Source organism: Parapontixanthobacter aurantiacus (assembly GCF_009827635.1).
Classification (GTDB): domain Bacteria; phylum Pseudomonadota; class Alphaproteobacteria; order Sphingomonadales; family Sphingomonadaceae; genus Parapontixanthobacter; species Parapontixanthobacter aurantiacus.
The window spans coordinates 1545380-1557847 of sequence record NZ_WTYW01000001.1 but is presented as its reverse complement, the minus strand read 5'-3'; the positions used below and the strand labels follow the sequence as shown (position 1 = coordinate 1557847).

The 12468-nt window shown below is 59.7% G+C and carries 12 protein-coding genes; 11 read left to right on the top strand and 1 reads right to left on the bottom strand.

Features of this window, described 5'->3' with window-relative positions; all coding sequences use genetic code 11:
* The first annotated feature begins 9 nt into the window (after nt 1–9).
* The 5 genes from infB (at nt 10) to GRI38_RS07485 (ending at nt 5005) form a co-directional block, all read left to right on the top strand.
* Nucleotides 10–2541 (top strand): translation initiation factor IF-2, encoded by a 2532-nt coding sequence (gene infB, locus GRI38_RS07505; RefSeq protein ID WP_160682225.1) that lies wholly within the window; start codon nt 10–12, stop codon nt 2539–2541.
* 97 nt (nt 2542–2638) lie between these two features.
* The gene (locus GRI38_RS07500; RefSeq protein ID WP_160682224.1) at nt 2639–3202 is read left to right on the top strand and encodes a DUF1697 domain-containing protein; all 564 of its coding nucleotides are present in this window, start codon (nt 2639–2641) and stop codon (nt 3200–3202) included.
* Nucleotides 3195–3587 (top strand): 30S ribosome-binding factor RbfA, encoded by a 393-nt coding sequence (rbfA, locus tag GRI38_RS07495; RefSeq protein ID WP_160682223.1) that lies wholly within the window; start codon nt 3195–3197, stop codon nt 3585–3587. The genes GRI38_RS07500 and rbfA overlap by 8 nt, the downstream gene beginning before the upstream one ends.
* Nucleotides 3588–3667: 80 nt before the next feature.
* A complete protein-coding gene (locus GRI38_RS07490; RefSeq protein ID WP_160682222.1) occupies nt 3668–4246 on the top strand; it encodes a thymidine kinase in 579 nt (192 codons plus the stop codon).
* Between the two features lie 48 nt (nt 4247–4294).
* On the top strand, nt 4295–5005 hold the full coding sequence (locus GRI38_RS07485; RefSeq protein WP_160682221.1) for a site-2 protease family protein: 711 nt from the start codon (nt 4295–4297) through the stop codon (nt 5003–5005).
* Here GRI38_RS07485 and glpD read toward each other — a convergent pair.
* Nucleotides 4960–6489: a glycerol-3-phosphate dehydrogenase gene (gene glpD / locus GRI38_RS07480; RefSeq protein ID WP_160682220.1), complete on the bottom strand. Its 1530-nt coding sequence runs from the start codon at nt 6487–6489 to the stop codon at nt 4960–4962. The two genes, GRI38_RS07485 and glpD, sit on opposite strands and share 46 nt — an antisense overlap.
* 46 nt (nt 6490–6535) lie before the next feature.
* Between glpD and truB the strand changes: the two genes are divergently transcribed.
* The 6 genes from truB to GRI38_RS07450 all read left to right on the top strand — a co-directional run bounded on the left by truB (nt 6536) and on the right by GRI38_RS07450 (nt 12464).
* Nucleotides 6536–7549, top strand: a complete 1014-nt coding sequence (gene truB / locus GRI38_RS07475) for a tRNA pseudouridine(55) synthase TruB (protein ID WP_160682219.1) — start codon at nt 6536–6538, stop codon at nt 7547–7549.
* Between the two features lie 5 nt (nt 7550–7554).
* Nucleotides 7555–7824, top strand: a complete 270-nt coding sequence (gene rpsO / locus GRI38_RS07470) for a 30S ribosomal protein S15 (RefSeq protein ID WP_160682218.1) — start codon at nt 7555–7557, stop codon at nt 7822–7824.
* 179 nt (nt 7825–8003) lie between these two features.
* Nucleotides 8004–10295: a polyribonucleotide nucleotidyltransferase gene (pnp, locus tag GRI38_RS07465; protein WP_160682217.1), complete on the top strand. Its 2292-nt coding sequence runs from the start codon at nt 8004–8006 to the stop codon at nt 10293–10295.
* A gap of 135 nt (nt 10296–10430) precedes the next feature.
* Entirely contained in the window at nt 10431–10868 is a 438-nt protein-coding gene (locus tag GRI38_RS07460; RefSeq protein ID WP_337191254.1) for an ATP-dependent zinc protease family protein, read from the top strand.
* Complete coding sequence (rimK, locus tag GRI38_RS07455; RefSeq protein ID WP_160682216.1) at nt 10865–11770, top strand: 30S ribosomal protein S6--L-glutamate ligase; 906 nt, start codon at nt 10865–10867, stop codon at nt 11768–11770. Before GRI38_RS07460 ends, rimK begins: the two co-directional genes overlap by 4 nt.
* A 10-nt stretch (nt 11771–11780) precedes the next feature.
* Nucleotides 11781–12464, top strand: coding sequence for a spermidine synthase (locus GRI38_RS07450; protein ID WP_160682215.1), 684 nt, complete (start codon nt 11781–11783; stop codon nt 12462–12464).
* Nucleotides 12465–12468 lie beyond the last annotated feature (4 nt).

Here is a 12468-nt window from a genome sequence, read left to right as displayed (position 1 = left end):
AGAAGTTTTATGAGCGACGAAGACAAGAAACCACGCGCACGCAAACCGCTCGGATTGAAGCGGGCGGTGGATGCCGGGGAAGTTAAACAGACTTTCAGCCACGGCCGGACGAACAAGGTCGCGGTCGAGGTCAAGCGTCGCCGTAAACTGAACAAGCCCGGCGAAACCGCCGCGCCGACGCCCGCTCCTACGCCGGAACCGACGCCCGCTCCGGCCCCGGCGCCCGCACCGGCTCCGACGCCTGCTCCGGCTGCGAAGAAGAAGGTCGATCCTTCGGGCGAAACCCCTCAGGAACGGGTCGCGCGCCTGCAGCGCGAGGCCGAGGAAGAGCGCCTGCGTCTGGCTGAAGATGCCCGCCGCCGCGACGACGAAGCACGGGCCAAGGCTGCCGAAGAGGAAAAGCGCCGCGCCGAAGAAAACCGTAAAGCCGAGGAAAAGGCTGAAAAAGCCGCCGAGGAGAAGCCGGCCGAGCCTGCGGAAACCGAGCAGGCTACCGATGCTGCTGAGGAAGCCACCGCCAACACGTCAACTGGCGGCGATACCGTGCCTTCCCCGCGCCGGTTCACCCCCGTAGCCCGCCCCGAGATCAAGCGTCCCGAGAAGAAGAAGGAAGCGCCCAAGACGCGGACCGAAGAGCGCAAGGATCGGCGCAAGGGTGGCAAGCTGACGGTCAACAAGGCGCTCAACGACGACGAAGGCAAGCGCGCTCGCAGCCTCGCCGCCTTGAAGCGTGCCCGCGAAAAAGAGCGCCGCCTGCAGGGCGGCGGAGGCAATCAGCCCCGCGAAAAGCAGGTGCGCGACGTGGTCGTTCCCGAAGCGATCACCGTGCAGGAACTCGCTCAGCGCATGGCCGAGAAGGGCGCCGACCTGGTGAAAGCGCTATTCAACATGGGCATGATGGTTACCGTCAACCAGACGATTGACCAGGATACGGCGGAATTGCTGGTCGAGGAGTTCGGCCACAATATCCAGCGCGTCTCGGAAGCCGACATCGATATTCAGGCAAGCGACGACGCCGATCCGGAGGAGACGCTGAAGCCGCGTCCGCCGGTCGTCACGATCATGGGTCATGTCGATCACGGCAAGACTTCGCTGCTCGACGCACTGCGCGGAACGGATGTTGTGAAGGGCGAAGCCGGTGGCATCACCCAGCATATCGGTGCCTATCAGATAACCACCAAGAGCAAGGACAAGATCACTTTCCTCGACACGCCGGGCCACGCTGCCTTCACCGAGATGCGGCAACGGGGCGCGAACGTGACGGATATCGTCATTCTCGTCGTCGCAGCCGACGACGGCATCATGCCGCAAACGATCGAGGCCATCAATCACACGAAGGCCGCTGGCGTTCCGATGATCGTGGCGATCAACAAGATCGACAAGCCCGAGGCTAACCCGGACAATATCCGCAACCGCCTGCTCGAGCACGAAGTTATCGTGGAAAAAATGTCGGGCGACGTGCAGGATGTCGAGGTGTCGGCGAAGGAAGGCACCGGCCTTGATGAATTGCTCGACGCCATCAACCTTCAGGCCGAATTGCTGGAACTCAAGGCGCGGCCCGACAGATCGGCGGAAGCTGTCGTAGTCGAAGCGCAACTAGACAAGGGTCGCGGTGCAGTGGCGACCGTCCTCGTGACGCGCGGGACGCTCAAACGCGGCGATACCTTCGTCGTCGGCACGGAAAGCGGCCGTGTCCGCGCCGTCGTCGATGACAAGGGCAAGCAGATCAAGGAAGCCGGACCCTCCATGCCGGTCGAGGTTCTCGGCTTGGGCGGCGTGCCCGGCGCAGGCGAGCGCCTGACCGTTGTCGAGAACGAGCAGCGCGCCCGCGAAGTGGCCGAATATCGCCGGGAAAAGGCTACGGAAAAGCGCACGGCGCTCGCTCCCACCAGTTTCGACACGATGTTCAACAATCTGCAAAGCGACGTCGTCGAATATCCCGTGCTCGTCAAAGCCGATGTTCAGGGCAGCGTCGAGGCGATCAACACTGCGCTTCACAACCTGTCGAACGACCTTATCAAGGTTCGCGTGCTCCATGCCGGGGTCGGTGCCATTACCGAGACCGATGTGAGCCTGGCCGCAGCTTCGGATGCGCCGATCATCGGCTTCAACGTGCGTCCCAACGCCAAGGCCCGCGACCTCGTGAAGCGCGAGAACGTGCGGATGATGTATCACGACGTGATCTATCACCTGACCGACGAGATCGCGAAGGAAATGGCGGGCGAACTCGGTCCGGAGAAGATCGAGACCGTCGTTGGCCGTGCCGAAGTCAAGCAAGTCTTCCCTGCCGGGAAGCGCGACAAGGCTGCAGGTCTGCTCGTTATCGACGGTGTCATTCGCAAGGGACTGCATGCGCGTCTTACCCGCGAAGACGTCATCGTGTCGGCGACGACCATCGCTTCGCTGCGACGCTTCAAGGAGGATGTTGACGAAGTTCGCACCGGCCTCGAATGCGGCGTGGTCCTCCAGGATACGAACGACATCAAGCCGGGCGACAACCTCGAGGTGTTCGAAGTCGAAGAGCGCGAACGCACTCTGTAGTTTTTAGCCTTTGACCCGATCGGCGGGGTGCTCGATCCTTTTCGGGCATTTGGCGGGTTCGAGACCCGTCGATAGGGTCGCAACGCGGAACTTATCGATGCGCTATCTGGCACTGCTCGGTTCCATCAATGTCGGTAAGAACCGGCTGCTGATGGTCGACTTGCGCGAAGCTCTCGAGCGCGAAGGCTTTACGGACGTCGAAACGGTCACGGCAAGCGGGAATATACTGTTTCGACATGACGAGATGCCGCCTGAGGGCCTTGCTGAAAAGATGGCATGGATCGTTCGCGAGGAATTCGACATCAAAAGCGAGATCGTCGTGCTGACCCGCGACCAGCTTGCGCGGGCGATCGCCGATAATCCCTTCACCGACCGGACGCAGGAAGGAGCGGACAAGCAGGTTCATACGATTTTCTTCGCTGGGCAGTTTCCACAAAGCGACTTCCAGCAGCTCGTTAATGACTATGCAGGACGCGGGCCGGAACGCATCGCTGCGGGGGATCGCACCTTGTTCGTCGATTACAACAATGGTGTCGGACGTAGTCCGCTAACGACCGGTTTTATTTCCAAGCGCCTTGGATTCGTCGGCACCGCTCGCAATATCAGGTCCATGAAACGTATTCTGACGAAGATGGACGCGCTGGAGGCCGCGGATGGCTAGGCAGCAATATACGGCGGAACAACATTCGGTTCGTGTGCTCAAGGTTGGGGAGCGCGTGCGGCACATTCTGTCCGAACTGCTCGCACGGCAGGAAGTGCATGACGAGACGCTGACCGCGACCAATATCAGCGTGACCGAGGTCCGCATGAGCCCCGACCTGCGCAATGCGACGGCTTATGTGAAGCCGCTGCTGGGTATCGAAGAGGATGCAGTCATCAAGGCGCTGCGTCAGAATACGGCTTACCTGCAGCGCGAAGTGGCGAAGCGCCTCGGTCTGAAGTTCGCGCCCAAACTCAGGTTCCGCGTCGATGAGAGTTTCGAGGAAGCCGACCGGATCGAACAATTGCTCAACGATCCGAAGGTCGCGCGCGACCTCGGTGACTGAGCCACCGCGAAGCGCGTAATCCGCCGGTTTGTTCGGCAAGCGCTCGACTGAACGCCTCGCAACGGTTAGCGACGAGGATCATGGCGAAGCTCTATTTCTATTATGCGAGCATGAACGCCGGCAAGAGTTCGACGCTGCTCCAGACGGCCTTCAACTACAATGAACGTGACATGCGGGTCTCGTTATGGACCGCAGCGATCGATGACCGGCCGGGCTTCGGAGCGATCAGTTCGCGGATCGGACTGGCGAGCGATGCGCACCGCTTCGAACAGGATACCGATATTGCTGCGAGGGTAGTGGCGGACAATGCAGAAGCGCAGATCCATTGCGTCCTCGTCGACGAGGCGCAATTCCTGACACCTGCACAGGTATGGCAGCTGGCCGGATTGGCGGACGAAGCCAACATACCGGTCCTGTGCTACGGCCTTCGGACCGATTTTCAAGGTGCCTTGTTTCCCGGATCGGCCGCGCTTCTCGGCATTGCCGACGCACTCATCGAACTGAAGGCGGTTTGTCATTGCGGGCGAAAGGCGACGATGAACCTTCGGGTCGACGAAGCAGGCAATGCGGTAAGCGAAGGAGCGCAGACCGAGATCGGCGGAAACGACCGTTACGTCGCGCTCTGTCGCCGCCATTTCACGCAGTCGCTCGTCAAATAATGGATAATCGCTACTGGCGGCAACGCCCCGCGTGCTTATCTATCCAGCATGACCGATACCCTGACCATTGCGCTGGTCCTTATTCCCTGCCTGATCATTGCCATCGTCTTTCACGAGGTCGCGCATGGCTGGACTGCACTCGCCCTCGGAGATCCGACGGCGAAGGAACGGGGGCGGCTCACTCTGAATCCGATCCGTCATGTCGATCCGGTCGGAACGTTGCTCGTTCCGATCGCTCTTGCGCTGTTCAAAGGCCCGATCTTCGGCTGGGCGAAACCCGTTCCGGTATTGAAGGATCGGCTCGATAATCCGCGCTGGGGCATGGTTCTCGTCGCTGCGGCAGGGCCGGGCATCAACTTTGCGATGGCAATCGTCGCATCCTTCTTCCTGCACACGACGCTGCCGGCCGGGGCAGAGTTCGCCATTACCGGTGCCGGGCTTCCCGCCATCGCTGACGATTTGGGGCAACTGAGTTATCTATCGACCGGGCTGTTCTTCTTCATTCTGATCAATCTGTTCCTCGGGATATTCAATTTGCTCCCGATCCCGCCCTTCGACGGATCGCACATCGTCGAGGGTTTTCTGCCGAGAAGGCTTGCGCGGTCCTACGAACGATTGAGACCGCTCGGGATGGTCCTATTTTTCGGACTGATCGCTCTGACGTGGTTCGCGCCGCAGCTGCGCATCATCGAGAGGCTCTACATTCCCGTGCTTTACGTGCTCGACTGGTTTATGCCTGACGCTCTCATGGCGTTCTGAGACGACAACCATTCGCGCAGTTTTTCCTGACCCTCTCCCTCCAGATGGAGGCCGAGCTTGCTGCGCCTCCAAAGAATGTCTTCGGCAGTTCGCGCGAATTCATGCTGAATGAGATAGCGGGCTTCGGCTTCGTAGAAATCGCCGCCGAAATGTCGCCCGCAATCGTCGAGGCTGTGTTTGTCCTGGAGGATGCGATCGATCCGCGTGCCGTATGCGCGAACGAGGCGGACGATGCCGTCTCGCGGGAACCACGGATATCGCTGCTCGCAATCTGTCATGAACGATGCGACTTTCAGCGGATCGAGATCACCGCCCGGCAAGTTAGCATCCTTCGTCCATTTTCGACCCATCGGCAAACCGACCTTTTCGAGCCGTTCTAGGGCATGTTCGGCGAGGCGGCGATAGGTCGTAATCTTGCCGCCGAAGATCGACAGGATTGGGGCCTCTGCTCCGCCGCCCTCGAGTTCGAATACGTAGTCGCGCGTCACGGTGGAGTTGCTGCGAGCCTTGTCGTCGTAAAGCGGCCTCACGCCTGAATAGCTTGAAACGGCATCCTTGGGGCTCACGTCGATTGCGAGATATTCGTTTACCGCATCGCAGATGTAGGATGCTTCATCTTGCGATATCGCGATTGCGTCGCGATCCCCTTCGAAAGCGACATCCGTAGTTCCCAGCAGCGTGAAATCGCGCTCGTAGGGGATGGCAAAGACGATCCGGTCGTCCCCGTTCTGAAAGATATAACAATGATCGTGATCGTAGAGGCGAGGCACGATCAGATGGCTGCCCTTTACCAATCGCAGATTGTCGTGTGCCTCCTGCGGCAGGGCCTTTCCGAGAACATCGTCGACCCAGGGACCGGCGGCGTTGACGATTGCCGAGCATGTGACTGTCTCGCTCGGGCCTTCGGTGCCCTCTAGCCTCACTTCCCATAGGTTTCCATTGCGTTGCAGGTCTGTCGCTTTCGTCCGCGTCCGAATGTTCGCTCCGCGCTCCGCCGCATCCATCGCGTTGAGAACAACAAGCCGGGAATCCTCGACCCAGCAGTCGGAATATTCAAAACCCGTGCGCAGGCGCTCTTCCAGAACTTTTGCGTGAGGCGCTTGCCGCAAGTCGACCTTGCGGGTCGGAGGGAGAAGTTCGCGTCCTCCGATATGATCGTAAAGGAATAATCCCAGCCGCAGGAGCCACGCCGGGCGCAGGCCCTCGTCATGCGGCAGTACAAAGCGCAACGGCCAGATGATATGCGGGGCCATGCGGAGCAGAACTTCCCGCTCCTGCAATGCCTCGCGCACAAGTCGGAATTCGTAATGTTCGAGATAGCGCAGGCCCCCGTGGACGAGCTTCGTGCTGGCGGACGAGGTATGACTGGCGAGGTCGTCCTTCTCGACCAACAGCACCTTCAGGTCGCGACCGGCGGCATCCCTCGCTATGCCCGCTCCGTTGATGCCACCGCCGATAACGAGAAGGTCGTAATCCGGAACCATACCGATATGCTTGGCGAGCGCCTGCCTGTTTGGCTAGGGAGAATTGGTGAGCAAATCCGATACATTTTCTTCACCGCACGGCTGGATCGTCCTCGACAAACCGATCGGTCTCGGCAGCACGCAGGCGGTCGGCGCCGTCAAACGCAATCTGCGGGAGGCAGGCTACGGCAAGGTCAAGGTCGGACACGGCGGAACTCTCGACCCGATGGCGCAGGGCGTTCTGCCCATCGCGCTCGGCGAAGCGACGAAGCTCGCGGGGCGGTTGCTCGATGCGACGAAGACCTATGAATTCACGATCCTTTTCGGATCGGAGACGGACACGCTCGATGCCGAAGGTGCGATCGTTCAGCGCACGGATCGGCGTCCGCCCTTGGCCGCTGTCGAAGCGGTTTGCGAGAATTTTACCGGCACTATCGATCAGGTGCCCCCCGCCTATTCGGCAATTAAAGTCGATGGTGAAAGGGCCTATGATCGGGCGCGCGCTGGCGAAAAACCCGACATGGAGGAAAAGCGCCGGACCGTCACGATCTATTCGCTCGAACTTGCGACGGAATATGAGAACCACGACATTCCGGACAGCGCTTTCGCCACGACCCGCGGTCGACCCGACCCGTTCGATCCGCAAATTTCGTTGCAACTTGCAGAAACAGTGACGCTCGTCGCACATGTTTCCAAGGGAACGTATATCCGCTCGCTCGCACGGGACATCGCACGCGCCCTTGGAACCCTGGGGCACGTTACTTATCTCAGGCGTATCAAGGCCGGTCCGTTCAGCCAGTCGCAGGCGATTTCGCTGGACAAACTCAACGCATTGGGTAAGGGCGCGCCGTTGAAAGACATCATCCTGCCGCTGGAGGCGGGGCTGGACGACATCCCGGCCCTATCCCTCGCGTCCGCAGAGGCAGAGGCGATTCGCCAAGGTCGCAAGCTATACGGACAGCCCCAACCCGACGGGCTCTACTACGCCACGCACGATACCGTGCCCGTGGCTCTGGTCGAACTCGAAGCCGGGACGACGAGGATCGTCAGGGGGTTCAATCTTCCCGATGTCGCGGAGTAGATAGAATGTCGATTACGGCAGAGAAGAAACAGGAAATCATCAAGGATCACGCGCAGAGCGACGGCGATACGGGTTCTCCCGAAGTTCAGGTCGCCATCCTGACCGAGCGTATCCGGAACCTCACCGAGCATTTCAAGGGCAACCATAAGGACAATCATTCCCGTCGTGGCCTGCTCATGATGGTGAACAAGCGGCGCAGCCTGCTTGCCTATCTCAAGAAGAAGGACGTGGAGCGCTACAACGCCCTCATCCAGAAGCTGGGTCTTCGCAAATAAGAGTTTCGCGAAAAGGGCGGCTCCCCAAAGGGCCGCCCTTTTTGCATCGAGGGGCAGGCGGACATCCGGTTCGCCAGCCTTGGGGCGTCAGATGCCCCGTACCGGACCGGACCGGCATTTCCGGCAATCGTAAGCCCCGCAGCGGCAATTTGGCCATGCGGGTACATTAAGGAAAATATATGTTCGACAAGAAAACCGTATCGCTGGAGTGGGGCGGAAAGACCCTCACCCTCGAAACCGGTCAGATCGCCCGTCAAGCGGATGGTGCGGTCATGGCCACTTACGGAGAGACCGTGGTGCTTTGCGCCGTAACGGCAGCCCGTAGCGTCAAGGAAGGACAGGACTTCTTCCCGCTGACCGTCCACTATCAGGAAAAGTTTTCAGCAGCCGGCCGTATTCCCGGCGGCTTCTTCAAGCGCGAAGGTCGCGCGACCGAAAAGGAAACGCTTACTTCGCGCCTCATCGACCGGCCCGTGCGTCCGCTGTTTCCCGAAGGTTTCTACAACGAGATCAATGTTATCGCCCAGGTCCTCTCCTATGATGGCGAGACCGAACCCGACATTCTCGCGATGATCGCGGCATCTGCCGCTCTCACCATCAGCGGCGTTCCTTTCATGGGCCCGATCGGTGCTGCGCGCGTCGGTTTCCGGAACGGCGAATACGTTCTCAATCCCTCCCTGAGCGAAGCACTGGACGATGAAGGTCGTCTCGACCTCGTCGTCGCCGCGACGCAGGACGCGGTGATGATGGTCGAATCCGAAGCGAAGGAGCTGACCGAAGAGGAAATGCTGGGCGCCGTCATGTTCGCCCACGAAGAGAGCCGCAAAGTGATCGGTGCGATCATCGATCTCGCCGAGCAGGCAGCCAAGGAGCCGTGGGAACTCAATCCGGTGGACGACAAGTCCGCGACGATCGAGGAACTGCGCGGACTGATCGGCGACGATCTTGCTGCCGCATACAAGATCACGGACAAGGGCCAGCGGCAGGATGCCGTCAATGCTGCCCGTGAAAAGGCACGGGCGCATTACGAAAGCCTCGATCACGACGATCCTGCCGAATATCTCGGCAAGCTCAAACTCGTGAAAAAGCTGGAAAGCGACATCGTTCGCAAGGCCATCCTGAAGGACGGCCAGCGGATCGACGGACGCAAGACGGACCAGGTTCGCCCGATCGAGGCGATGGTCGGCCTGCTTCCGCGGACTCATGGTTCGGCCTTGTTCACACGTGGCGAAACGCAGGCAATCTGCACCACGACGCTTGGCACGAAGGATGCCGAGCAGATGATCGACGGTTTGGAGGGTCTCTCCTACTCGAACTTCATGCTGCACTATAACTTCCCGCCCTATTCGGTCGGCGAAGTCGGTCGCTTCGGCTTCACGAGCCGCCGCGAGACCGGACATGGTAAGCTCGCATGGCGCGCGCTCCACCCGGTTTTGCCCGGCGCGGAGGACTTTCCCTACACGATCCGCGTGCTGTCCGACATTACCGAGTCCAACGGTTCGTCATCGATGGCTACCGTTTGCGGCGGCTGTCTTTCCATGATGGACGCTGGCGTTCCGATCGAACGTCCCGTCTCGGGTATCGCGATGGGTCTGATCCTCGAAGGTGACGACTTCACGGTTCTCAGCGACATTCTCGGCGACGAAGATCATCTGGGCGACATGGACTTCAAGGTCGCCGGCAGCGAAAAAGGTATCACGTCGCTTCAGATGGATATCAAGGTCGCAGGCATCACGCGCGACATCATGGAGAAAGCTCTCGACCAGGCGAAGGCCGGACGGGCGCACATCCTTGGCGAAATGAACAAGGCTCTTGGTTCGTCACGCGGAGAAATCAGCGAGCACGCACCGCGTATCGAAACGATGCAGATCGACAAGTCGAAGATCCGCGACGTTATCGGCACGGGCGGCAAGGTCATTCGCGAGATCGTCGCGGAAACTGGCGCTAAGGTCGATATCGACGATGAAGGGGTCATCAAGATCTCCTCCTCCGATGGCAGCCAGATCGAGGCTGCGCGCAAGTGGATCGAAGGCATCGTCGAAGAAGCCGAAGTCGGAAAGATCTACACCGGCAAGGTCGTCAATATCGTCGATTTCGGTGCTTTCGTAAACTTCATGGGCGGCAAGGACGGTCTCGTACACGTATCCGAGATGAAGAACGAGCGCGTGGAAAAGCCGACCGACGTCGTGTCCGAAGGACAGGAAGTTAAGGTAAAGGTCCTCGAGATCGACAACCGCGGCAAGGTTCGCTTGTCGATGCGAGTCGTCGATCAGGAAACTGGCGAGGAACTTGAAGACAACCGTCCTCCGCGCGAACCGCGTGGCGACAAGGGCGGCCGGGGCGGTGATCGTCGCGGCCCGCGTGGCAACCGTTCGCGCGGCGGCGACCGCGGCGGCCGTCGGGACGACAATCGCGACAATGAAGGTTCGAACGGAGGCGGGAACCACGTTCCCGACTTTCTGAAGGACTGATCGCCGGTTAAATCAGGAAAAAGGGTCGCGGGACATCGTTTCTCGCGGCCCTTTTCTTTTGCCGAAAAACAGTTCAATCGGGCGACAGTCGAACGGGAACAAGGAAAACGCACGATTCCGAAAAAGCCTTTAGCAGTGGTCGGTTGGCGGGAAATGGTGCAATTGCCCGAACTTGGTCTGCATTCGGTTCCGGCGAAGATCGACAGCGGTGCGCGAACCTCGTCTCTGCATGCTACGGTACTGGAACGGTTCGAGCGCGATGGTGAACAATTTGTTCGTTTTGCCGTCGATTTCGAGACGCAACAGGTCAGACAGATCTGCGAGGCGGTCCATGTGGATTGGCGGGGGATCACGAGTTCGAACGGAGAAACGCAGCGGCGATTGGTCGTCAAGACACCGATCCGTATCGGTGACGTCGAGTTTCGTGCGGAATTCAGTCTCGCGGACAGGTCTTCCATGAAATTCCCGATGCTTATCGGACGATCCGCGCTAAGACGGCGTTTTCTCGTGGATTCGGGGCATTCCTGGCTGCAAACCCCCGGCCGCAAACCCGTTGAAGGATACAAGCCATGAGAATTGCGATGTTGGCTCGCAATGCGAAGCTCTATTCTCACAAACGCTTGGTGGAGGCGGCGGAAGAGCGTGGCCACACCCTCGATATTCTCAACACGCTGCGCTGTACGGTTCATATTGCGAGCCACCGACCCGAAGTATTCTACGACGGGGAAGTCGTTGCTCCCTATGATGCCGTCATTCCGAGGATCGGTGCTTCGGTAACGAATTACGGACTTTCGATCCTGCGCCAGTTCGAGATGCGGGGCACCTGGCCGCTGAACGAAAGCGTCGCAATCGGAAGAAGTCGCGACAAGCTACGCTCCATGCAAATTCTTGCTAAATACGGGCTCGGACTACCGCTAACCGCTTTCGCTCACGACCCCAAGCAAACAAGCGAAATTATCAGGGCAGTCAAAGGTCCGCCGGTGGTCATCAAGCTTTTGGAAGGCACGCAGGGTATCGGCGTTGTTCTGGCCGAGACCGAAGCGAGTGCCAAATCCGTCATCGAGGCGTTTCGCGGGGCCAACGTCAACATTCTGGTTCAGGAATTCATCAAGGAAGCGGGCGGTACGGACATTCGTGCATTCGTCATCGGCGGGAAGGTCGTCGCCGCGATGAAGCGCACCGGCGCCGCCGACGATTTTCGCTCCAACCTGCACCGGGGCGGAAGCGCCGAACTAATTAAGATTACGCCCGAAGAGCGATCAACCGCGGTTCGTGCCGCAAAGCACATGGGGCTGAACGTCTGCGGTGTGGACATGCTGCGCTCCAACCACGGTCCGGTCATCATGGAAGTGAACTCTTCTCCCGGTCTGGAAGGCGTCGAAAAGGCTACAGGCAAGGACGTCGCGGGCGCCATTATCGATTTCATCGCGACCAACGCGAAAACCGGCAAGACCAAGACGCGCGGGAAGGGCTGAACAAGTTCGGATGCTGCCACGCGAAACCCTTGCCAGCGCCGCCATTCCGGGAAGCGACGAACGACTGCATCTCGTGTCGCACGGCCGCGATTTCATCATCATGCTCGGCCGGGACGAGCTGATGAGTTCACGGATGCAGTTCAGCGAGGAACAACTCGCGGAACTCACCCTCGATCGTGTGTCGAACGAACATCCCCGGGTCCTTATTGGCGGATACGGGATGGGGTTCACCCTGCGTGCCGCTCTTTCGAAGACGACAAGCAAGGCACAAATTGTCGTTGCGGAAATCGTGCCGGAGATCATCGAATGGGCCAGGAAGGAAATGAGCGCGTTCACCGGCGCGTCCCTTGACGATCCGAGGGTGCGGATCGAACTGCACGACGTCGCAGCGCTGATCGACGATGCAAGCGACGGCACTGCGGAAGCCTATGATGCGATCCTGCTGGACGTGGATAACGGACCCGATGGCATGGTTCGCGAAGCCAACGCGCGGCTCTATTCACCGACGGGTCTTGGGCGCGCGCGGGATGCCTTAGTGACTGGCGGCGTCCTTGCGGTCTGGTCGGCCGCCGAAGATCACAAATTCACGCGAAAACTTAAGGATGCAGGCTTCAGTGTGGAGCAGCTGACAGTTCGCGCCCGACCGAACAACAAGGGGCCGCGACATCATTTGTGGTTTGCGCATAAAGGCTGATCGC

Coding starts and splice junctions, on each gene's coding strand:
- GRI38_RS07490 (WP_160682222.1), top strand. CDS start 3,668: ATGGCGAAGCTCTATTTCTATTATGCGAGCATGAACGCCGGCAAGAGT.
- GRI38_RS07450 (WP_160682215.1), top strand. CDS start 11,781: ATGCTGCCACGCGAAACCCTTGCCAGCGCCGCCATTCCGGGAAGCGAC.
- rbfA (WP_160682223.1), top strand. CDS start 3,195: ATGGCTAGGCAGCAATATACGGCGGAACAACATTCGGTTCGTGTGCTC.
- glpD (WP_160682220.1), bottom strand. CDS start 6,489: ATGGTTCCGGATTACGACCTTCTCGTTATCGGCGGTGGCATCAACGGA.
- rimK (WP_160682216.1), top strand. CDS start 10,865: ATGAGAATTGCGATGTTGGCTCGCAATGCGAAGCTCTATTCTCACAAA.
- GRI38_RS07485 (WP_160682221.1), top strand. CDS start 4,295: ATGACCGATACCCTGACCATTGCGCTGGTCCTTATTCCCTGCCTGATC.
- rpsO (WP_160682218.1), top strand. CDS start 7,555: ATGTCGATTACGGCAGAGAAGAAACAGGAAATCATCAAGGATCACGCG.
- pnp (WP_160682217.1), top strand. CDS start 8,004: ATGTTCGACAAGAAAACCGTATCGCTGGAGTGGGGCGGAAAGACCCTC.
- infB (WP_160682225.1), top strand. CDS start 10: ATGAGCGACGAAGACAAGAAACCACGCGCACGCAAACCGCTCGGATTG.
- GRI38_RS07500 (WP_160682224.1), top strand. CDS start 2,639: ATGCGCTATCTGGCACTGCTCGGTTCCATCAATGTCGGTAAGAACCGG.